The organism is Inhella sp. (genome assembly GCF_041912635.1).
GTDB lineage: Bacteria > Pseudomonadota > Gammaproteobacteria > Burkholderiales > Burkholderiaceae_C > Inhella.
Genome location: NZ_JAYRMO010000027.1, coordinates 41,797 through 60,690, shown reverse-complemented (window position 1 = coordinate 60,690; position 18,894 = coordinate 41,797). Strand labels below are relative to the sequence as shown.

The window sequence follows — 18,894 nt, the reverse complement described above, 5'->3', positions numbered from 1 at the left end:
AAGGGATGCGGCGCAAGGGATCGCTCTCAGCGCGGCAGGGAAAGGGCGTCCAGCTCGACCTCGCGCTGGCGGCTGCGCACGCGGTTGGCCTCGGCCTCCAGCTCGCTGGCGCGGCGGCTGGCCTGCTGGCGTTCCTCGGGCTTGAGCTTATCGTCACCGGCGCGGCGGCGCTGGGCGGCGGCGTCGTTGAGCAGGCGCTGGCGGCGCTGCTCCAGCTCGTACACCTCATGGCCGAGGCGCCAACCGGCTTCAAAGCCCAGGCGGCTGATCTCGGGGCAGGTGCGCGGGTCGCTGGAACCGGCACGGCCATGCTCGTAGGCATTGCGGGGCCGACAAAAGGTCTGCAGGCCGCGGTTGAAGCCCTGGTCGTAAGTCGGCTGCAGCGGTGCCAGGCACAGGGCGGCCGGGCTGCGGCCGGCCGCGGCATCGGCCTCGCCGCGTGGGGCGCTGCAGTACACGCGCTGCCCCGCCGCGTGGCCCGATTCATAGGCCGCCTGGTCGGCGCCGAACTGATGCTTGCGGCAAGCCTTGGCGCGCTTGCCGAAGCGATCGGCCGTGTAGCCGTCCAGGGCGTCGCGCTCGCCCAGCTGGCGCCAGTTGGCATGCGCGCAGTCGTCGGCGTCCATGACCGCGCAGCCCGTCAGGCAGAGCAGGCCCAGGAGCACGGCCGCGACTTTCATGGCGTCAGCGCGTCGGCCTTGGCCTGGGCGTCCTTCAGATCCAGCGCGCCGGTGTAGATAGCCTTGCCGCAGATGACGCCACTGATGCCTTCGTCCTGCACCTTGCACAGGGCCTCGATGTCGGCCCAGCCGGACAAACCGCCCGAGGCCACCACCGGGATGCTGAGCTGGCGCGCCAGGCGCACCGTGGCCTCGATGTTGATGCCGCTGAGCATGCCGTCGCGGCCGATGTCGGTGTAGATCACACCCTCGATGCCGTAGTCCTCGAACTTCTTGGCCAGGTCGGCGACCTCGTGGCCGCTGAGCTTGCTCCAGCCGTCGGTGGCCACCTTGCCGTCCTTGGCGTCCAGGCCCACCCAGATGTGCCCGCCAAAGGCGGTGCACGCATCGCGAATGAAGCCGGGGTTCTTGACCGCGGCGGTGCCGATGATGACGGCGCTGATGCCGTCGTCCAGGTAGCGCTCGATGGTGTCGAGGTCGCGGATGCCACCGCCCAACTGCACGGGAATTTCGTCGCCCACCTCGGCCAGGATGGACCTCACCGCGGCCTCGTTGACCGGCTTGCCGGCAAAGGCGCCATTCAGATCGACCAGGTGCAGGCGGCGCGCGCCGGCATCGAGCCAGCGCCGCGCCATTGCGGCCGGGTCCTCACCGAAGGTGGTGGAGGCATTCATGTCGCCTTGTTGGAGGCGAACGCAGTGACCGTCCTTGAGGTCGATGGCAGGAATCAGGAGCATGGCCTTAGGGTTGCCAGAACAGGAAGTTTCGGTAGAGACGCAGACCGAGGTCGGCGCTCTTCTCAGGGTGGAACTGGGTAGCAAAAATGGTATCCCGAGCGATCGCGCAGGCGAAGCGATCTCCGTACTCGGTGGTGGCCGCCACCTGTTCGGGGTGCTTGGGCTGCGCGTGGTAGCTGTGCACGAAGTAGAAGTGGCTGCCGCTGGGGATGGCTTCCCACACCGGGTGGGGGCGTTGGATGTCCACACGGTTCCAGCCCATCTGCGGCACCTTGTAGCGGCTGCCGTCGGGCTGCAGGCGGCCGCTCAAACGAAAACGCCGCACCTCGCCCTCAAAGAGGCCCAGGCCTGGGGTGTCCTGCTCCTCGCTGTGCTGCAGCAGCATCTGCATGCCCACGCACACGCCCAGCAGGGGCTTGCCGTTCTGCACCTCGTCCAGCACGGCCTGGCGCGCGCCCGTGGCCTCGAAGTGGGCCATGCAGTCGCGCATCGCGCCCTGCCCCGGCAACACGATGCGATCCGCCGCGCGCACCTGGGCGGGGTCATGGCCAACCACGACCTCGACGCCGCTGCCCTGCGCGGCCGCGCGCACGGCCTGCGCCACCGAGCGCAGATTGCCCATGCCGTAGTCGAGCACCAGAACGGTCTTGCTCACAGCGTGCCTTTGGTGGATGGAATGGTGCCGGCGGCGCGCGAATCAGGCGTGATGGCCATGCGCAGCGCGCGCGCAAAGGCCTTGAAGATCGTCTCGCACTGGTGGTGTGCGTTCTGGCCCTTCAGGTTGTCGATGTGCAGGCTCACGCCGGCGTGGTTGACGAAGCCCTGGAAGAACTCGAACACCAGTTGCGTATCCAGCTGGCCGATCATGCCGGCGGTGAAGCGCACGTCCATGTGCAGGCCCGGCCGGCCGGAGCAATCCAGCACCACGCGGCTCAGGGCTTCGTCCAGCGGCACATAGGCGTGGCCGTAGCGGGTGATGCCGCGCTTGTCGCCCAGGGCCTGGGCAAAGGCCTGGCCGAGGGTGATGCCGACGTCCTCCACCGTGTGGTGGCCATCGATGTGCAGATCGCCCTTGGCGTCGATCGTCAGATCGATCAGGCCATGGCGGGCGATCTGGTCGAGCATGTGGTCGAAGAAGCCGATGCCGGTGTTCAGCTGGGCCTTGCCCGTGCCGTCGAGATCGAGGGCGACGCGGATCTGGGTTTCGGCGGTGTCGCGTTGGACGCTGGCTTGGCGGCTCATGGTTGAAGGGCCTTGATCAAAGCGGAGTTCTCTTCCGGGGTGCCCACGGTCAGGCGCAGGCAGTTGTGCAGCAGCGGGTGCATGGCGCTGACGTTCTTGACCAGGATGCCGCGCGCCTTGAGCTGGGCAAAGGTGGCCGCGGCATCCGGGAAGCGCGCCAGCACCATATTGGCCTGGCTGGGAAAGGGCGTCACGCCGGGCAGCGCCTGCAGCGCGGCGAACAGGCGCCCGCGCTCGGCACGGATGGCGGCCGCCTGCGCGGCGTACACGGCCTCATGTTCCAGCGCGAACAGCGCGGCCTCGGCGTTCAGCACGCTCACATTGAACGGCGGGCGCAGCTTCTCCACCTGCGCCACCAGTTCGGTGCGCCCCATCAGGTAGCCGATGCGCACGCCGGCCAGGCCGAACTTGCTCATGGTGCGCATCACCATCACGTGCGGGTGGCGGCGCAGGCGGTCTAGCGAATCGCGCGCGGCAAAGGGCTGGTAGGCCTCGTCCATCACCACCAGACCGTGGTGTTGCATGGCGGCTATCAGCTCCTCGATCACCTCGTCGTCCCACAGGGTGCCGGTGGGGTTGTTCGGGTAAGCCAGCCACAGCAGCGCGGGCCGGTGCAGGGCGATGGCGTCCAGCAGCGCGTTGCGGTCGAGCGCGAAGTCCTCGGCCCGGCAGGGCACCCCAACGAAGCGCGGGCCGAGCAGTTGGCAGCTCAGCTGGTACATGACGAAGCCGGGCTGCGGCGCCAGCACCACGGCGCCGGCCCGGGCGATGGCCTGGGTCAGCAGGCTGATGAGTTCGTCCGAGCCATTGCCCAGCATCAGCGCGCAGCCCTCGGGTAGGCCGGCATGGCGGGCCAGCGCGGCGCGCAAGTCGTCCAGGCGCTCGGCCGGGTAGCGGTTCAGCGCCACGGCCCCCAAGCGCGCGCCCAGCTCGGCCTGAAGCGCGGGCGGCAGGCGGTGGGGGTTCTCCATCACGTCCAGCTTGATGAAGCCGGTGCTGGGCTGCACGGCGTAGGCGTGCAGGTGCTGGATGTCGGAGCGGATCACGTCAAGCATTCAAGAGCTCCGGCCCGGTGAGAAAGGGGTTGACGATGCGCACGCTGTCAATCTGTTGGTCATGCTGAAGGTCTTCGGTCAACACGTACTGGCAACCTTGATGGATGGCCGCCGCAATCACCAGGGCATCCCACCAGCTGATCGAAAAGCGCGCCTCCAGGCCCCAGGCCGTCTCGACCGTCTGGTGATCGATCTGCCACGGCGCCCAATGCTGGTAGCGGCGCACCTCGGCACGGGCGTCGCCCATTGGCATGGGCGGATGCACCCGACGTGTCACGTTGACGTAGAACTCATTCAGCACCTGGGTGCTGAGCCGGCCCCGGCGGTGCTGCCACAAGGCATCCAACCAAGCCAGCGCGCGCTGGTGCTTCACGCCCTCGGAGCGGTCCTCGCTGTAGATCAAGACATTGGTGTCCACAAACACCAGCGGCATCGCCATTACTTGCGACCTCGGTCGTAGATCTCATCGCGGGTCGGATAGGGGCTGCCGTCGCTGGACCAATTGCGCTCGCGCTGCATCCACTCGTTCATCGCCCGCTCATAGGCGTCGTCATGCCGCATTTTTTCGGCCAGCAACTCGCCCACCAGGCGCGAGACGCTGGTGTTGCGGCGGGCCGCCTCCATCCGCGCCCAATCGGCGACGGCGTCTTCCATGGTGATGGTGACGTTGCGCATGGCTTGTTCCACGAAAACAGTGCACCACGAGTTTCGTGTTGCACGAACTTCGTGTCAAGCCGTGCTCAACCGCCGGGCAAGGGTCCCGGGCGGCCGGTCAGGTAGCCCTGGATCAAGTCGAAGCCCATCTGGCGGCACACCGCCGCCTCCTCTTCCAGCTCCACGCCCTCGGCCAAGGCCTGGGAGCCCAGTTCATGCACGAGCTTCACCAGGTCGGCCACCACCAGTTGCTTGCGCTCGCTGGCGAGGTGGATGTCGTGCACCAGGCCCATGTCGAACTTGACGAAATGCGGAGGCACGTCGCCCAGCTCGTTCAGCCGTGCCTGGCCGGCGCCAAAGTCGTCGTACGCAAAGCGCAGGCCCATGCCGTTCAGGCGCGCCGCCAGCTCGCGCATGCGGTCCACTTCCATCACGGCGTTCTCGTGGATCTCCACCACCAGCTGCAGCTGCGGGCAGTCCTGCTGCAGGCGCGCCAGGGATTCGAGGAAGGTCTCCTCGAAGGTTTCCTTGGGGTGGGTGTTGACGAACAGCGGCATGTCGCGCGCATGGGGCGCAAGTGAGCGCACGCCGAACTCGCGCAGGGCCGCGCTCAGCTCCACCTCGCGGCCCAGCAAGGTGGCCATGTTGAAGAGGCGGATCGGCGAGCTGGGCAGCTCGGGATGGGTGCTGCGGCCCAGCAGCTCCCAGGCAAACAAATGACCATCGCGAGCCCGCACGATGGGCTGAATCGCGCCCGAGAGACCCTTGCCCTGCAGGAACTCGAAGAACTGGCGCTCCTTGGGCACGAAGTGCGCCGGCAGGCTCAGGCCGCTGGGCACGATGACGGTGCGGCCGATGTCCTCGTAGGGCGCGGTTTCCTGGAAGTTGCCGCGCCGCAGCAGCCGGAACTCCACGGTGGCGAAGTGCAGCACATCGCCCTCGTTCAACAGCACCGAGCCATTGATGCGCTCGCGGTTGACGAAGCTGCCGTTGCTGCTGTTCAGGTCGATCAGGCGCAGCTGGCCTGAGACATCAAGCTGGAACTCGGCATGCCGGCGCGACAGGCCCGAGGACGGCACCACCAGCTCGTTGCCCGGGTCGCGCCCGATATGGCAGGGGAACTGGCTGAGTTCGTGCCGCACATGGCTGCCGTTGGCGCCCAAGCCTTCAAGGACCCAGAGGTTTTCGCCCATGCCTGTAACGAGTGGTTGCCGGGACCTGCGCAGCGTACCCCGGCCGGCGGCCGCTGTGCAGCCCGTTCTGGAGGGGCGTCAGCGGCTCACCCGGCTCCACCACTTGGAAAAGGAGCTGCAACAGCACTCCGGATCGGGAAAGTGCCGGGGCTCGGGCAGCGCCTGCACACCCTCCGGCAACCAGGGGCTGATGTGCGGATTGGCCAGCGTGCGCACGCGCGCCGCACCGCGCAACGCTGCAACCAGACCGGCGCGGTCCACAACCCACCGCCGCGGGCTCAATGCAGCCATGCGCGATTGCACCCAGGCCCAGCGCTGCCGGCTCCAGGGCTGCTGCCCATGGGCTTCCTTCAGCACCAGCGCCACCACCGTCGTCCCTGCAGGGGCCTCGCCCAAGGCCCAGGGGTGGGCCAGCCACAGGTCCGCCCCTGGCAGGGGCTCTGCGGTCGATGCCTCTTGCGGCAAATTGGTCAGGGCGGGTTCCTCCACCCCCACGCCGCGGCCCGCCGCCAGGCTGCGCGGCTCGCGCGCCAGGGCCTCCAGCGCGCCGCGCTCCAAGTCGATGGCACTGCCCTCGCTGTGCCAGGGCGGCGGCGCAAAGCGCGCCACATTCGCGGCATCGAACAGGTAGGGCTTGTGGCTGGCGGTGCCGGCCACCCATTGCCAGCTCAGGTGGTTGCTGCCCAGGTCGCCGTCCAGCAGATGGGCCAGCATCCAGTCGGCCCCGGCGCGCCAATGCACCTTGCGCGCATGCACCACATAGCTGGCCAGCCACAGGCGGGCGTGGTTGTGCAGCCAGCCGCGCGCATAGAGCGTGCGCACCGCCTCATCCACCACGGGCACGCCGGTGGCGCCGCGGCGGATGTCCTGCGGCAGCTCGGCGGCGTAGGCCGCGTCGGACAAGGGGCCGGGGTGCAGGCTGTGCAAGATGCCCTCACCGCGGTGCACCCACACATGGCGGAAGTACTCGCGCCAGCCGAACTCGTAGACGAGCTTGTGCTGCGGCGGCAGGCGCAAGGCCTCCAGACATTCGGGCACGCTCAGCAGGCCGTGGGTCAGGTAGGGCGACAGGCCGGTAACCGCGCCCTCCAGGTGGTTGCGGCTGCGCGCATAGGCCGCGGCATCCACGGCAGCCAGGCGCTGCAGCGCGGCGGCGCGGGTGGGGGGCCAGGCGGTGTCGATCATGCCGCGCGCAAGGCTGCGGCCTGGGCACGGATGCGCGCGCGCTCCTCTTCGGGCACGCGCGCCAGACCACGCACCTGCAGGGCCAGGCGCGGGTGACTGGCAAAGCGGGTTTCGTGGCGCAGCAGGAAGTCCCAGTACAGGGTGGTGAAGGGGCAAGCCCGCGGCCCGGTTCGTTCGTCCGGCCGGTAGCGGCAACTGCCGCACAGCGGGCTCTGGCGGGCGATGTACTTGCCGCTGGCGATATAGGGCTTGCTGGCCATCAGGCCGCCATCGGCGTACTGGCTCATGCCCAGGGTGTTGGGCAGTTCCACCCACTCCACCGCGTCCACGTACACGCTCAGGTACCAGGCGTGCAGCTGCTGCGGCTGCACGCCGTAGAGCAGCGCGTACAGGCCCGTCACCATCAGGCGCTGGATGTGATGAGCGTAGCCGTGTTCGAGCGTCTGGGTGATGGCATCACGCAGGCAGGCCATGTCAGTCTCACCGGTCCAGTACCAGGCGGGCAGATCCGCGGTGGCGCTCAGCGCGTTGCCCTCGGCGTAGGTGGGCATGCGCGTCCAGTAGATGCCGCGCACGTACTCGCGCCAGCCCAGGATCTGCCGGATGAAACCCTCGCCACTGTTCAGCGGCACCCGGCCGGCGCGCACCGCGTCTTCCGCCGCCGCCGCCACTTCGCGCGGCGTGAGCAGCTTGAGGTTCAGCGCGGCGGAAAGCTGCGCGTGGTAGAGCCAGGGCTCGCCGGGCCAGATGGCGTCCTGGTAGGGCCCGAACAGCGGCAGCCGCTCGGTGATGAAGGCCTGCAGGGCCTGCAGCGCTTGTGCACGCGTGAGCGGCCAGGCGAAGGAATCGAGCCGGCCCGGGTGATCGGCAAAACGCGTGCGCACCAGGTCCAGCACCTCGCGGGTGATGGCATCGGGCGCAAAGCGCGGCGGCTGCGGCAGGTCAAAACCGGGGCCCTCGGGGCCGAAAGCGGCGCGGTTGTCGGCGTCGAAGTTCCACTGGCCGCCCAGGGGCTCCAGGCCGTCCATCAGCACGCCGTGGCGCTGGCGCTGCTCGCGGTAGAAGTACTCCATGCGCAAGCCCTTGCGGCCGCGGGCATGGGCGGCGAAGTCGGCCGGGGTGGTGAAGAAGTGGCGGTCCTCCAGCAGCTGCAGCGGCAGGGTTTGCTGCGCCGCCACCGCCTGCAAGGCCTGCAGCACGCGCCAGTCGCCGGGGCGGGTCAGGCGCAGGGCTTGCGGGCGCAACAGGGCCAGGTCGGCGGCGAGTTGCTCGGCCAGGCTGGCGCGGGTGGCCGGTTCGTCCAAGCGGCGGTAGTGCAGCGGCCGCCCGGCTGCGCGCAGGGCCTCGGCGAAGTGGCGCATGGCGGCCAGGAAGACTGCGATGCGCGGCTGGCTGCTCCACACATGCGTGGACTCCTCCGCCACCTCGGCCATCCACACCGCATCCTGGGCCGGGTCAAAGCCATCGAAGGCGGCCGCGTCCAGGTCCAGCTGGTCGCCCAGCACGATGACGAGATGTCTCATGTGCGCCCCGCCTGGGCCGCACGCCGGCAGCGCTCGCTGCAATGCTTCACTTCGGCCCAGTTCTTCGCCCAGGCCTTGCCCCAGCTCATGGGTTTGCCGCAGGTGGCGCAGGGCTTGCTGGGCAGGGCCTGCTTGTTGCCTTTCCAGGTCAGAACAGTTCTCCTTGGGTGGCCGGCACGAGTGGTGCGCGTGGTGCGCGTGGCTTGGGGCTGGGCGGCAGGCCGCTCTTGCGCGAGCCATGTTTCTGTTGCACCGCATCCGCCTGGGCGCGCGCCTGCGGGCTGCGGCGCGCGGCCCAGAGGCGGTCCTTGGCTTCGCGGATGGCCGCGCGCTCGTCCCCCAGCGGGGCCGGGTAGTCGCTGCCGATGCGGCAGCCGGCGCGCTGCTGCACGCTGGCCGGCATGCGCCAGGGCTCGGCCAGCCATTCGGTGGGCACACCGGCCAGCTCGGGCACCCAGCGGCGGATGAAATGGCCCTCGGGGTCCTGGTCGCGCGCCTGCTTGGTGGGGGAGTAGACGCGCAGCGCGTTGATGCCGGTGCAGCCGCTTTGCATCTGCAGCTGGCTCCAGTGGATGCCCGCCTCGAAATCCAGAAACTGCCGCGCCAGGTGCAGCCCGACCGGGCGCCAGTGCAGCCACAGCGGGTAGGCGGCCACGCTGACCAGCAGCGCGCGCATGCGGAAGTTCAGCCAGCCGGTGGCGCACAAGCTGCGCATGCAGGCGTCCACCATCGGCCAGCCGGTCCGGCCCTCGCACCAAGCCGCAAAGCGCACCTGGGCCGCAGCGTCCCAGGGCGGGGCTTCGGGGTGCTCATCGCCCGGGCGCAGGCCATCGAAGGCGGGAGCAAAGGCGCGGAACTCGATGGCCGGTTCGTCCTCCAGCTTCTGCATGAAGTGACAGTGCCAGCGCAGCCGCCCGGCAAAGCCGCGCAAGGCGTAGGCCCAGTCGCGCTCACCCAGGCCGCGGGCGGCATCGATGCGGCGCTCGGTGGCCTGGTGGGCGCGGCGCAGGCTCAAGGTGCCGAAGGCGAGGTGCGGCGAGAGCCGGCTGCAGCCTGCTTCGGCGCTCAGCGGGCTGCTGAGCGCGCGGCGGTAGTCCTGCCCGCGCGCCTGCAGAAAGCTCTCCAGCGTGGCGCGCGCGGCGCGTTCACCGCCGCGCTGGCTGGCGCGCCGGTCTGGCGCGATGCCGAGGTCAGCTGGGCTCGGCAGCGCTTGCTCGCAAAGCCCCCCGGCCGCGCGCCAGCCGGACGGCGGCGCGCACTCGGGCGTATCCATGCGCGCCTGCCAGCGCGCAGCCCAGCCGGCGCGGCTGCGCAGCCGCCGCACCACGCCATGCTGCGGCGTTTCCAGCCAGGCCACGCCTTGAGCACGGCACCAGACCGCCACGGCCAAGTCGCGGGCGTAAGTCCAGCCGGGGCCGGTCTCCTCATGGCTGAACAAGTGCGTGAAGCCCAGCTCTTGCTGCAATTCGGCCAGGCCCTGCACGGCGGGGCGCACGCGCACATGCAGGGGCAGTCCGCGCCGCTGCAGGCGCGCCCGCAGCTCGGCCAGGCTTTCCAGTACGAAGCGCAGGTGCTGGGGGTCGAACTCCGGGCTGGCCAGCCACTCGGGCTCGATGAAGTACACGGCCGCCGCCCGCTCGCAGGCAGCGGCCTGCATCAGCGGGGCGTGATCGTGCAGGCGCAGGTCGCGCTTGAGCCAGACCAGGGCAGTGGACATGGCCCGATTCTGAAAGGTCAGGCCTTGTTTGTCCTGGACAAACAGATTGCCCGACCGGACTGCGCGGGCACTGCCCGCCGGGCTTACAGCCGCAGCGTGGCCGAGCGGGCGTGGGCCTGCAGGCCCTCGCCCTGGGCCAGGGTGTCGGCCACCGGGCCCAGCACCTGCGCGCCCTGCTCGCTGATGTCGATCAGGCTGCTGCGCTTGACGAAGTCGTACACGCCCAGCGGCGACGAAAAACGCGCCGTGCCGCTGGTGGGCAGCACGTGGTTGGGGCCGGCGCAGTAGTCGCCCAAGGACTCCGAGGCGAACGCGCCCAGGAAAATGGCGCCAGCGTGCTTCAGATGCGGCAGCCATTGGCGCGGTTCGGCCGCGCTGACCTCCAGGTGCTCGGGGGCGATGCGGTTGCTGATCGCACAGGCCTCCGCCATTGAACGGGTGTGGATCAGGCCGCCACGGCCTTCGAGACTCGCGCGGATCACCGCGGCACGCGGCATCTCTTGGACAAGGCGTTCCATCGCCGCCGCCACGGCGTCGATGTAGGCAGCATCGGGGCAGAGCAGGATGGATTGCGCCAGCTCGTCGTGCTCGGCCTGGCTGAAGAGGTCCATGGCCACCCAGTCGGGGTTCACCGTGCCGTCGGCCAGCACCAGGATCTCGCTCGGGCCGGCAATCATGTCGATGCCGACCTGCCCGAACACGCGGCGCTTGGCGGCGGCCACGTAGGCGTTGCCGGGGCCGGTGATTTTGTCCACGCGCGGCACGGTGGCCGTGCCGTAGGCCAGCGCGCCCACGGCCTGGGCGCCGCCTATGGTGAACACGCGGTGCACGCCGGCCAGGTGGGCCGCGGCCAGCACCAGGGCGTTGCGCTCCCCGCGCGGGGTGGGCACCACCATGATGATCTCGCCCACCCCGGCCACCTGGGCAGGGATGGCGTTCATCAACACCGAGCTCGGGTAGGCGGCCTTGCCGCCGGGCACGTAAATGCCGACGCGATCCAGCGGCGTGACCTGCTGGCCGAGGCGGTTGCCCTCGTCATCGGTGAACTCGAAGCCCTGGCAGCAGGCCTGGGCCTGGGCCTGGTGGTAGCGGCGCACGCGCTCGGCCGCTAGCTGCAGGGCCTGGCGCTGCACGGCGGGCAGACCGTCGAAGGCGGCCTTCAGCTCGGCCGCGCCGATCTCAAGCTCCGCCACCGAAGCGGCGTGCAAGCCGTCGAACTGCGCGGTGCGGGCCAGCACGGCGGCATCACCCTGACTGCGCACCTCGGCCAGGATGCCGGCCACCGCCTGCTCGATGCCGGCGTCGGTGTCCTCGCTCCAATGCAGCAGCTGCTGCAGGCGCGCATCGAAGTCGGGGGCGGTGGTGGCGAGGCGGGTGATCTTCATGGGGCTGGATTCTCCGGGCCGAGGGCACGGGCGTAGATCCGTGTCTCGTGGACATCTTCTTCGTAGCGGTACACATCGGCACCGAGTTCCGTGTAACCCTGGCGGGCATAGAAGGCACGCGCCTGCTGGTTGTGCACCCAGGCGTCCAGCCAGCACACGGTGGCGCCGCGGGCGGCCATGCCGCTTTCGGCCGCGCGCAACAGGTGCGCGCCCAGGCCCTGACCGTGGCAGCGGCGCTGCAGGTAAAGGCGCTGCAGCTCGGCCGGCCGGCCAGGCTGCAGCAGGCGGTGGCTCACATCCAACTGGCTCTGCGCAAAGCCCAGCAGGCCTTCCCCGCGGGCCAGCACCAGCAGCTCCACGGTGGGTTCTTGCAACAGAGCCAGAAAGCGCTCGGCGGTGAAGAACTCGGCCACCTCGCGGGCGATGGCGAGGTTCACGCCCTCGGTGGCATAGGTGTCGAAGAACACTTGCGCGCCCAGAGCGGCCAGCAGGGGCGCATCGGCCGCCCGCGCCGGGCGGATGCTGTCCATCAGCGCGCCTGGACGGCCGCCTGCAGGCTGCTCAGCAGCGGCCGGATGCGTTCACGCTTGAGCTTGGCCGCCACCGGGTTCAGCACCAGGTGCGAGGAGATCGGCAGGATCTTCTCCACCTCGACCAGGTCGTTGGCTTTCAAGGTGCTGCCGGTGCTCACCAGGTCGACGATGGCATCGGCCAGGCCGGTCAGCGGCGCCAGCTCCATCGAGCCGTAGAGCTTGATGAGGTCGACGTGCACGCCCTTGTCGGCGAAATGCTGGCGCGCCAGCTGGGTGTACTTGGTGGCCACGCGGATGCGCGCGCCCTGGCGCACGGCGGCCTGGTAGTCGAAGTCGGCGCGCGTGGCCACCGAGAGGCGGCAGCGGGCGATCTGCAGGTCCAGCGGGCGCAGCAGCGCGCCACCACCGTAGGGGCCGGCCTCGTGCTCCAGCAGCACATCCAGCCCGGCCACGCCCACATCGGCGCCGCCATGCTGCACGTAGGTGGGCACATCGCTGGCGCGCACCAGCACCACCCGCACGTCGGGCAGGTTGGTGCGCAGGATCAGCGCGCGGCTCTTTTCGGGGTCGTCCAGCACCTCGATGCCGGCGGCCTTGAGGAGCGGCAGGGTGTCGTCAAAGATGCGGCCCTTTGAAAGGGCGAAGGTCAGACTCATCACTTCACCCGTTCAATGTCAGCCCCGAGGCCGCGCAGCTTGGCTTCCATCTGCTCGTAGCCGCGGTCCAGGTGGTAGATGCGGTCCACCAGGGTCTCGCCCTCGGCGCACAGGCCGGCGATCACCAGGCTGGCCGAGGCGCGCAGGTCGGTGGCCATCACGGTGGCGCCACTGAGTTGCGGCACGCCGGTCACCACCGCCGTATGCCCGTCCACCTCGATGTGGGCACCCAGGCGCACCAGCTCGTTCACGTGCATGAAGCGGTTCTCGAAGATGGTCTCGCTGATCTTCGCGGCGCCCTCGGCCACGCAGTTCACCGCCATCAGCTGGGCCTGCATATCGGTCGGGAAGGCCGGGTACTCGCTGGTGCGAAAGCCCACGGCCTTGGGTCGCTGGTCCATGCGGATCCAGATGCCGTCGACGCGCGGCTCGATCTGCGCACCGGCCTCGCGCAGCTTGTCGATCACGGCGTCCAGGTGGTCGGCGCACGCCCCTTGCAGGAAGGCCTCGCCACCGGCGGCGGCCACGGCGCAGAGGAAGCTGCCGGCCTCGATGCGGTCCGGCACGATGTGGTGCGGGATCTTGGGCGCATGCAGCTTGTCGACGCCACGGATCGTGACCCGGCTGGTGCCATGCCCCTCGATCTGCGCGCCCATGCTGATGAGCAGTTCGGCCAGATCCACCACCTCGGGTTCCTGGGCAGCGTTCTCCAGCACCGTCTCACCCTGGGCCAGCGCGGCAGCCATCAGGAAGTTCTCGGTGCCGGTGACGGTGATCATGTCGGTCGTGATGCGCGCACCCTTCAGGCGCCCGCCGGGAACTTCCGCCAGGATGTAGCCATGCTCGACGCGGATCTCTGCCCCCATCGCCTGCAGGCCCTTGATGTGCTGGTCCACCGGCCGCGAGCCAATCGCGCAACCACCCGGCAGCGAGACCTTGGCCTTGCCGAAGCGCGCCAGCAGCGGGCCCAGCGCCAGGATGCTGGCGCGCATGGTCTTCACCAGCTCGTAGGGCGCCTCGGGGTTGTTGACCGGCCCGCCATCCAGGCGCAGCGCGTTGCTCTCGCCCTCCACCCAATCCACCGCCGCCCCCATGTTGCGCAGCAGCTTGATCATGGTGCTGACGTCCTGCAGGCGCGGCACGTTGTGCAGCACCATCGCGTCGGCCGTCAGCAGGGTGGCGCAGAGGTCGGGCAGGGCGGCGTTCTTGGCCCCGGAGATGGCCACCGTGCCGTTCAGGCGGCGGCCGCCGCGGATCTTGAGCTTGTCCATCAGGCGCCTTGCTGGAATTCGGTCGGGGTCAGGGTCTTCATCGAGAGCGCGTGGATCTGCTCCTTCATGCGCTCGCCCAGCGCGGCGTAGACGCGCTGGTGGCGGCGCACGCGCGGCAGGCCTTCGAACTCGCTTGAGACGATGGTGGCGAAGAAGTGGCGGCCGTCGCCCTCCACCTCCAGATGCGTGCAGGGCAGGCCGGCGGCGATGAAGTCGCGCACTTCTTGGGGGGTGGGGTCACTCATATCAATGCCGAATCTTGTAGCCGCGCTGCAGCAGGTGCAACGCGAGGGAAGCAACGATGGCGAAGGCGACGCCAACCACGCCCAGGCTGACCCAGGGCGAGCTGTCGCTGACCCCAAAGAAGCCGTGGCGGAAGCCGTCCACCATGAAGAAGAAGGGGTTCAGATGCGACACGGCCTTCCAGAAGCCGGGCAGCGAGTCGACCGAATAGAACACGCCGGCCAGAAAGGTCATGGGCATGACGATGAAATTCTGGAAGGCCGCGAGCTGGTCGAACTTGTCGGCCCACAGGCCGGCGATCAAGCCCAGACTGCCCATCATGGCCGCGCCCAGCAGGCAGAAGGTCAGCGCCCAACCCAGATGCGCGGGCTGGAAGGCCGACCAGGGCACGAACCACACTGCCGCCAGCGCCACCCCGCAGCCCACGCACAGGCCGCGCACCACCGCCGCGCCCACGTAGGCCACGAACCAGGCGCGCGGGCTCAAGGGCGTGAGCAGCAGGAACACCAGATTGCCGGTGACCTTGCTCTGGATCAGGCTGGAGCTGCTGTTGGCGAAGCTGTTCTGCAGCACGCTCATCATCACCAAGCCGGGCATCAGGAAGGCGCCGTAGGGCACGCCGCGCACCTCGACATGACCTTCCAGCACATGGCCAAAGATCATCAGATACAGCACCGCCGTGAGAACAGGGGCAGCGATGGTCTGGAAGGCCACCTTCCAGAAGCGCAGCAGCTCCTTCTTGAACAGCGTCTGGGCGCCCACGGCCATCATTGCGCGCCTCCGATGATTTCGAGGAACACATCCTCCAGATCGGCGCGGCCGATCTCCAGGTCTTCCACCACCACGCCGCCGCTGCGCAGGCGCGCCAGCAGCTGCTCGACCTCGGCGGCGTCATGCGCCTTGATCTGGGCGATGCGACCCGTCACGCGGGCGTCGATGTCGGCCGGAATCGTCTGATCGGTCTTGAAGCGCAGCACCTGGTGGCTGCGGTGCGAAAGCAGCGCACTGGTGCGGTCCAGCGCCACCAGCCGGCCGCCCTTGAGCATGCCGATGCGCCCGCACAAGGCCTCGGCCTCTTCCAGGTAATGCGTCGTCAGCAGCACGGTGGTGCCCTGCTCGCGGTTCAGGCGGGCAATGAACTGCCACAGCGTCTGGCGCAGCTCCACGTCCACGCCGGCGGTGGGTTCGTCCAGCACGATGACGGGCGGGCGGTGCACCAGGGCCTGGGCCACCAGCACGCGGCGCTTCATGCCGCCGCTCAGCTGGCGCATATTGGCGTCGGCCTTGCTGAGCAGACCCAGTTCGTTCAGCAGCTCCTCGATCCAGCGCTCGTCGGCGGCGATGCCGAAGTAGCCGCACTGGAAGCGCAGGGTCTCGCGCACCGAGAAGAAGGGGTCGAACACCAGTTCCTGCGGCACCACGCCGAGCCGCGCGCGGGCGGCGGCGTAGTCGTTCACCACATCGTGGCCGAGCACGCTCACAAGGCCGGAATCGGCGCGCGAAAGCCCCGCCAGGATGCTGATCAGGCTGGTCTTGCCGGCGCCATTCGGGCCGAGCAGGCCGAAGAACTCCCCGGGGGCGATGTCGAAGCTGACATCGCTGAGGGCAGGTTGGGAGGCGCCGCGGTAGGTCTTGTGCACCCGCTCGAAGCGGATGGCGGGGGTCGCGGTCATGGGTGGGCATTCTAGAAAGCCCCTGTGGAAAGCCCCGATTCCAGGGTTATCGTCCGGCGCTCACGCCCAAGAAGAAGCTATGGCCCCACCCAAGAAGCCCCGTCGTACGGCCGAGCGCATCCTGGAGGTGACGCTGGACCTGTTCAACCGCTTTGGCGAGCCCAATGTCAGCACCACGCTGATCTCCGCCGAACTGAACATCAGCCCCGGCAACCTCTACTACCACTACCCGGCCAAGGATGAGCTGATCAACGCGCTGTTCCAGCGCTTTGACGTCGAGCTGGCCGACCTGCTGCTGGCCGCCGACAACGTGCGCAATGTGGAGGACGCCTGGTTCTTCTTCCACACCCTGTACGAGCTGATCTGGAAGCACCGCTTCCTGTACCGCGACCTGAACGACCTGCTGAGCAAGAACCGCAAGCTGGAGACGCATTTCCAGACCGTGCTGGCGCGCAAGCAAGAGGCCATGCGCGGCGTGCTGGCCGGGCTGAAGATCGGCGGCGCGCTGAAGATGGACCCGCGCGAGGCCTCGCCCGTGGGCGCCAGCATGGTGGTGCTCTTGAGTTACTGGCTGAGCTACGAGTACGTGAAGGACCCGCGCCATGCGCTGGAGCCCGAGCGCGCCGGCTCGGCGCTGCTGCGCGGCGCCTTCCATGTGCTCAGCCTCCTGATGCCCTATCTCGAACCCAACTCTCGCGAGCACCTCTTCAAGCTGGCGGGGAACTACAACTCCTGAGGAGCCGCAATGGCCAAGTGGACCGCCTTCCCCTACGACAACAGCGCCTTCGTCCAGACCCCGGCCAGCCTGAAGAAGGCCTGGCCCAAGCTGCACAAGGGCGACGCCGAGCCCTGGCCCAAGGACGAGGCCGTGCAGCAGGCCTGGATCCACTTCCATGCGGGCGACTTCAAGAAGGCCTTCGACGCCGGCCTCAAGGCGGGCGGCTCGGCCGGCATCAACTGCGCCAACAAGGCCCAGGCCATCTACGCCAACTACCTCGAAAAGAACGAGAAGACCAAGCTGGAGATGTTCCTGGCCGTGGCCCAGCGCGCCGAGGCGCTGCAGGCCGAGGACCCCGAGAACGCCAACGCCTTCTACTGGCAGGCCTATGCGCTGGGCCGCTATGGCCAGGGCATCAGCGTGGCCGAGGCCCTGGCCGAGGGCCTGGGCGTGACGATCAAGAGCGCGCTGGAAACCACCATCGAGCTCGCGCCCAAGCATGCCGACGCCCACATCGCGCTGGGCACCTTCCACGCCGAGGTGATCGACAAGGTGGGGCGCCTGCTGGCCCGCACGCAGGGGGCGGACGCCGCCACCGGCCTGAAGATGTTCGAGCAGGCACTCAAGCTCAATCCCAAGAGCGCCATCGCCATGGTGGAGCGCGCCAACGGTCTGGTGATGATCGAAGGCGAGAAGCGCATGGCTGAGGCCGAGAAGCTCTATGCCGACGCCGCCGCCTGCAAGCCCATCGACGCGATGGACTGCCTGGACATCGAGATGGCGCGCGCCGAGCTTGAGGAATAAGGCGGCCCGCGCCCCGGCGCCAGCGCCCTCGCTGTTCCACCACCCGTTGGCCTTCTGGCTGGGCTGCGCCCTCATCACCCTGGGCGTGCTCTCGCACGGGCCGATGTTCCTGATGGGCCAGCACACACACTGGCACATGGTGGGCATGCCGATGACCTGGGAGATGTGGGTCGGCATGGCCTTGATCCCACTGGGCGTGGCGCTCTCCTGCTACGGCCTGATGCCGCGCCGGCCCGGCAGCGTGCCGCTGGCCGGCGGCCTGCAGTTCCATGTGGCCGATGGCGTGGCGCTGAACCGCGAGCACTGGAAGCTGGTGCTGGTGCTGATCGTCACGCTGGCCATCGACGTCATGAAGCCCGCCACCCTGGGCTTCGTGATGCCAGGCATGAGCGCCGAGTACGAAATCAGTCGCCCGCGCGCCGGCCTGCTGGCGCTCTTCGCGCTCACCGGCACCACCGTGGGCTCGGTGGTCTGGGGTCGCGTGGCCGACCGCTTCGGGCGCCGCGCCGCCATCCTGCTCTCAGCGCTGATGTTCATCGGCACCGCCATCTGCGGCGCCATGCCCACTTTCGAGTGGAATCTGGCGATGTGCTTCCTGATGGGCGCCTCGGCCGGCGGCCTGCTGCCCATCGCCTTCACGTTGATGGCCGAGACCGTGCCCGCCCACCACCGCGGCTGGTTGCTGGTGCTGCTGGGCGGCGTGGGCACCTCGGCGGGCTATCTGCTGGCGGCCGGCGCGGCCACCTGGCTGGAGCCGCTGTTCAGCTGGCGTGTGCTGTGGCTGCTGGGCCTGCCCACCGGGGCGGTGATCATTTTTCTCAACCGCTTCATCCCGGAATCCCCCCGTTTCCTGGCGCAGGCCGGCCTGACTGAGCAGGCGCGCGCGGTGCTGGCCCGCTTTGCCGGCAGCCGCACCGGCTTGGAGCCGGACGATGCCCGCCACCCGGGCGCACCGCCGATCGACGACGAGGCCCACCCCGTGGCCGGCGCCCGCGAGTTGCTGCGCGGGGCGCATGCCGGCATCAGCTCGGCGCTGCTCGTCTGTGGCACGGGCTGGGGGCTGGTGAACTTCGGCTTCCTGCTCTGGCTGCCCAGCAATCTGCAGCAGCTCGGCGTGGACGCCTCGGCCGCCAACGCCTTGCTGGCCAAGTCCTCGCTGCTGGCCCTGCCGGGCATCGCGCTGGTGATCTGGCTCTACCACCGCTGGAGCAGCTTCCGAACCCTGGTGCTGTTCATTGTGCTGAGCACGCTGTGCCTGCTGGCATTCGCACTCCTGGCCTGGGCGGATCTGCGCTCAGCTGTGGCCACCACCGCCGCCACGGCGGCGCTGCTGGTCAGCGTCAGCGGCGTCATCGCCATGCTGATTCCCTATGCGGCCGAGATCTACCCCGTGCAGCTGCGCGGCAGCGGCTCGGGCGTGGTGGCTGCCAGCTCCAAGCTGGGCGGCATCCTGGCCGCGCTGCTGGCGCTGGTCGGCTTCTTCGACCACTTCCTGCTCAGCGCACTGCTGCTGGCGCTACCGATGGCGCTGTCGGCCTGGCTGCTGGCGCGCCGCGGCGTGGAAACGCGCGGCGCCACGCTGGAACAGATCCAGCAGCGGCTGCGGCGCTGAGCACGCAGCGCGG

At 69.1% G+C, this 18,894-nt stretch carries 22 protein-coding genes; 3 read left to right on the top strand and 19 right to left on the bottom strand.

Translation table 11 applies throughout. The features are described 5' to 3' along the window. Nucleotides 1-26: 26 nt before the first annotated feature. The 19 genes from ACE3QP_RS15795 to ACE3QP_RS15705 form a co-directional block, all read right to left on the bottom strand. Nucleotides 27-680 carry a DUF2799 domain-containing protein gene (locus ACE3QP_RS15795; protein ID WP_374437444.1) on the bottom strand — a complete coding sequence of 218 codons (654 nt, stop codon included), beginning with the start codon at nt 678-680 and terminating at the stop codon, nt 27-29. After that, nucleotides 677-1,417 (bottom strand): 1-(5-phosphoribosyl)-5-[(5-phosphoribosylamino)methylideneamino]imidazole-4-carboxamide isomerase, encoded by a 741-nt coding sequence (gene hisA, locus ACE3QP_RS15790; RefSeq protein WP_374437443.1) that lies wholly within the window; start codon nt 1,415-1,417, stop codon nt 677-679. The genes ACE3QP_RS15795 and hisA overlap by 4 nt, the downstream gene beginning before the upstream one ends. A 4-nt stretch (nt 1,418-1,421) precedes the next feature. Then, the gene (gene hisH / locus ACE3QP_RS15785) at nt 1,422-2,072 is read right to left on the bottom strand and encodes an imidazole glycerol phosphate synthase subunit HisH (protein WP_374437442.1); all 651 of its coding nucleotides are present in this window, start codon (nt 2,070-2,072) and stop codon (nt 1,422-1,424) included. Then, nucleotides 2,069-2,659 (bottom strand): imidazoleglycerol-phosphate dehydratase HisB, encoded by a 591-nt coding sequence (hisB, locus tag ACE3QP_RS15780; RefSeq protein ID WP_374437441.1) that lies wholly within the window; start codon nt 2,657-2,659, stop codon nt 2,069-2,071. The genes hisH and hisB overlap by 4 nt, the downstream gene beginning before the upstream one ends. Next, nucleotides 2,656-3,714 carry a histidinol-phosphate transaminase gene (gene hisC / locus ACE3QP_RS15775; RefSeq protein WP_374437440.1) on the bottom strand — a complete coding sequence of 353 codons (1,059 nt, stop codon included), beginning with the start codon at nt 3,712-3,714 and terminating at the stop codon, nt 2,656-2,658. The genes hisB and hisC overlap by 4 nt, the downstream gene beginning before the upstream one ends. Continuing rightward, a complete protein-coding gene (locus ACE3QP_RS15770; protein ID WP_374437439.1) occupies nt 3,707-4,153 on the bottom strand; it encodes a PIN domain-containing protein in 447 nt (148 codons plus the stop codon). The genes hisC and ACE3QP_RS15770 overlap by 8 nt, the downstream gene beginning before the upstream one ends. Next, on the bottom strand, nt 4,153-4,389 hold the full coding sequence (locus ACE3QP_RS15765; protein ID WP_374437438.1) for a CopG family transcriptional regulator: 237 nt from the start codon (nt 4,387-4,389) through the stop codon (nt 4,153-4,155). Before ACE3QP_RS15765 ends, ACE3QP_RS15770 begins: the two co-directional genes overlap by 1 nt. A gap of 65 nt (nt 4,390-4,454) precedes the next feature. Further along, nucleotides 4,455-5,561, bottom strand: a complete 1,107-nt coding sequence (locus ACE3QP_RS15760) for an EAL domain-containing protein (RefSeq protein ID WP_374437437.1) — start codon at nt 5,559-5,561, stop codon at nt 4,455-4,457. 78 nt (nt 5,562-5,639) lie between these two features. Continuing rightward, nucleotides 5,640-6,746 carry an FAD-binding domain-containing protein gene (locus tag ACE3QP_RS15755; RefSeq protein WP_374437436.1) on the bottom strand — a complete coding sequence of 369 codons (1,107 nt, stop codon included), beginning with the start codon at nt 6,744-6,746 and terminating at the stop codon, nt 5,640-5,642. After that, on the bottom strand, nt 6,743-8,269 hold the full coding sequence (locus ACE3QP_RS15750; RefSeq protein ID WP_374437435.1) for a cryptochrome/photolyase family protein: 1,527 nt from the start codon (nt 8,267-8,269) through the stop codon (nt 6,743-6,745). Before ACE3QP_RS15750 ends, ACE3QP_RS15755 begins: the two co-directional genes overlap by 4 nt. Continuing rightward, nucleotides 8,266-8,358 (bottom strand): DUF2256 domain-containing protein, encoded by a 93-nt coding sequence (locus ACE3QP_RS15745; protein WP_374437434.1) that lies wholly within the window; start codon nt 8,356-8,358, stop codon nt 8,266-8,268. The genes ACE3QP_RS15750 and ACE3QP_RS15745 overlap by 4 nt, the downstream gene beginning before the upstream one ends. A gap of 59 nt (nt 8,359-8,417) precedes the next feature. Further along, nucleotides 8,418-9,986 carry a deoxyribodipyrimidine photo-lyase/cryptochrome family protein gene (locus tag ACE3QP_RS15740; RefSeq protein WP_374437433.1) on the bottom strand — a complete coding sequence of 523 codons (1,569 nt, stop codon included), beginning with the start codon at nt 9,984-9,986 and terminating at the stop codon, nt 8,418-8,420. A gap of 83 nt (nt 9,987-10,069) precedes the next feature. Further along, the gene (gene hisD / locus ACE3QP_RS15735) at nt 10,070-11,371 is read right to left on the bottom strand and encodes a histidinol dehydrogenase (RefSeq protein WP_374437432.1); all 1,302 of its coding nucleotides are present in this window, start codon (nt 11,369-11,371) and stop codon (nt 10,070-10,072) included. Beyond that, nucleotides 11,368-11,901, bottom strand: coding sequence for a GNAT family N-acetyltransferase (locus ACE3QP_RS15730; RefSeq protein ID WP_374437431.1), 534 nt, complete (start codon nt 11,899-11,901; stop codon nt 11,368-11,370). Before ACE3QP_RS15730 ends, hisD begins: the two co-directional genes overlap by 4 nt. Then, the gene (hisG, locus tag ACE3QP_RS15725; RefSeq protein ID WP_374437430.1) at nt 11,901-12,560 is read right to left on the bottom strand and encodes an ATP phosphoribosyltransferase; all 660 of its coding nucleotides are present in this window, start codon (nt 12,558-12,560) and stop codon (nt 11,901-11,903) included. Before hisG ends, ACE3QP_RS15730 begins: the two co-directional genes overlap by 1 nt. Beyond that, nucleotides 12,560-13,831, bottom strand: a complete 1,272-nt coding sequence (gene murA / locus ACE3QP_RS15720; protein ID WP_374437429.1) for a UDP-N-acetylglucosamine 1-carboxyvinyltransferase — start codon at nt 13,829-13,831, stop codon at nt 12,560-12,562. Before murA ends, hisG begins: the two co-directional genes overlap by 1 nt. Further along, nucleotides 13,831-14,076 carry a BolA family protein gene (locus tag ACE3QP_RS15715; protein ID WP_374437428.1) on the bottom strand — a complete coding sequence of 82 codons (246 nt, stop codon included), beginning with the start codon at nt 14,074-14,076 and terminating at the stop codon, nt 13,831-13,833. The genes murA and ACE3QP_RS15715 overlap by 1 nt, the downstream gene beginning before the upstream one ends. 1 nt (nt 14,077) lies before the next feature. Continuing rightward, complete coding sequence (locus ACE3QP_RS15710) at nt 14,078-14,845, bottom strand: ABC transporter permease (protein ID WP_374437427.1); 768 nt, start codon at nt 14,843-14,845, stop codon at nt 14,078-14,080. After that, entirely contained in the window at nt 14,842-15,747 is a 906-nt protein-coding gene (locus ACE3QP_RS15705; RefSeq protein ID WP_374437426.1) for an ABC transporter ATP-binding protein, read from the bottom strand. The genes ACE3QP_RS15710 and ACE3QP_RS15705 overlap by 4 nt, the downstream gene beginning before the upstream one ends. A 79-nt stretch (nt 15,748-15,826) precedes the next feature. Between ACE3QP_RS15705 and ACE3QP_RS15700 the strand changes: the two genes are divergently transcribed. Genes ACE3QP_RS15700 through ACE3QP_RS15690 form a run of 3 tightly spaced genes read left to right on the top strand, consistent with a single transcriptional unit; the run spans nt 15,827 to nt 18,881 of the window. After that, nucleotides 15,827-16,483, top strand: coding sequence for a TetR/AcrR family transcriptional regulator (locus ACE3QP_RS15700; RefSeq protein ID WP_374437425.1), 657 nt, complete (start codon nt 15,827-15,829; stop codon nt 16,481-16,483). A gap of 9 nt (nt 16,484-16,492) precedes the next feature. After that, a complete protein-coding gene (locus ACE3QP_RS15695; protein WP_374437424.1) occupies nt 16,493-17,269 on the top strand; it encodes a hypothetical protein in 777 nt (258 codons plus the stop codon). After that, complete coding sequence (locus ACE3QP_RS15690) at nt 17,259-18,881, top strand: MFS transporter (RefSeq protein ID WP_374437423.1); 1,623 nt, start codon at nt 17,259-17,261, stop codon at nt 18,879-18,881. Before ACE3QP_RS15695 ends, ACE3QP_RS15690 begins: the two co-directional genes overlap by 11 nt. The last annotated feature ends 13 nt before the right edge of the window (nt 18,882-18,894 follow it).

What these genes read in the sequence shown, in the direction of transcription:
- ACE3QP_RS15795 (WP_374437444.1), bottom strand. Translation starts at nt 680, where the DNA reads ATGAAAGTCGCGGCCGTGCTCCTGGGCCTGCTCTGCCTGACGGGCTGC.
- hisA (WP_374437443.1), bottom strand. Translation starts at nt 1,417, where the DNA reads ATGCTCCTGATTCCTGCCATCGACCTCAAGGACGGTCACTGCGTTCGC.
- hisB (WP_374437441.1), bottom strand. Translation starts at nt 2,659, where the DNA reads ATGAGCCGCCAAGCCAGCGTCCAACGCGACACCGCCGAAACCCAGATC.
- hisC (WP_374437440.1), bottom strand. Translation starts at nt 3,714, where the DNA reads ATGCTTGACGTGATCCGCTCCGACATCCAGCACCTGCACGCCTACGCC.
- ACE3QP_RS15770 (WP_374437439.1), bottom strand. Translation starts at nt 4,153, where the DNA reads ATGGCGATGCCGCTGGTGTTTGTGGACACCAATGTCTTGATCTACAGC.
- ACE3QP_RS15765 (WP_374437438.1), bottom strand. Translation starts at nt 4,389, where the DNA reads ATGCGCAACGTCACCATCACCATGGAAGACGCCGTCGCCGATTGGGCG.
- ACE3QP_RS15760 (WP_374437437.1), bottom strand. Translation starts at nt 5,561, where the DNA reads ATGGGCGAAAACCTCTGGGTCCTTGAAGGCTTGGGCGCCAACGGCAGC.
- ACE3QP_RS15755 (WP_374437436.1), bottom strand. Translation starts at nt 6,746, where the DNA reads ATGATCGACACCGCCTGGCCCCCCACCCGCGCCGCCGCGCTGCAGCGC.
- ACE3QP_RS15750 (WP_374437435.1), bottom strand. Translation starts at nt 8,269, where the DNA reads ATGAGACATCTCGTCATCGTGCTGGGCGACCAGCTGGACCTGGACGCG.
- ACE3QP_RS15745 (WP_374437434.1), bottom strand. Translation starts at nt 8,358, where the DNA reads ATGAGCTGGGGCAAGGCCTGGGCGAAGAACTGGGCCGAAGTGAAGCAT.
- ACE3QP_RS15740 (WP_374437433.1), bottom strand. Translation starts at nt 9,986, where the DNA reads ATGTCCACTGCCCTGGTCTGGCTCAAGCGCGACCTGCGCCTGCACGAT.
- hisD (WP_374437432.1), bottom strand. Translation starts at nt 11,371, where the DNA reads ATGAAGATCACCCGCCTCGCCACCACCGCCCCCGACTTCGATGCGCGC.
- ACE3QP_RS15730 (WP_374437431.1), bottom strand. Translation starts at nt 11,901, where the DNA reads ATGGACAGCATCCGCCCGGCGCGGGCGGCCGATGCGCCCCTGCTGGCC.
- hisG (WP_374437430.1), bottom strand. Translation starts at nt 12,560, where the DNA reads ATGAGTCTGACCTTCGCCCTTTCAAAGGGCCGCATCTTTGACGACACC.
- murA (WP_374437429.1), bottom strand. Translation starts at nt 13,831, where the DNA reads ATGGACAAGCTCAAGATCCGCGGCGGCCGCCGCCTGAACGGCACGGTG.
- ACE3QP_RS15715 (WP_374437428.1), bottom strand. Translation starts at nt 14,076, where the DNA reads ATGAGTGACCCCACCCCCCAAGAAGTGCGCGACTTCATCGCCGCCGGC.
- ACE3QP_RS15710 (WP_374437427.1), bottom strand. Translation starts at nt 14,845, where the DNA reads ATGATGGCCGTGGGCGCCCAGACGCTGTTCAAGAAGGAGCTGCTGCGC.
- ACE3QP_RS15705 (WP_374437426.1), bottom strand. Translation starts at nt 15,747, where the DNA reads ATGACCGCGACCCCCGCCATCCGCTTCGAGCGGGTGCACAAGACCTAC.
- ACE3QP_RS15700 (WP_374437425.1), top strand. Translation starts at nt 15,827, where the DNA reads ATGGCCCCACCCAAGAAGCCCCGTCGTACGGCCGAGCGCATCCTGGAG.
- ACE3QP_RS15695 (WP_374437424.1), top strand. Translation starts at nt 16,493, where the DNA reads ATGGCCAAGTGGACCGCCTTCCCCTACGACAACAGCGCCTTCGTCCAG.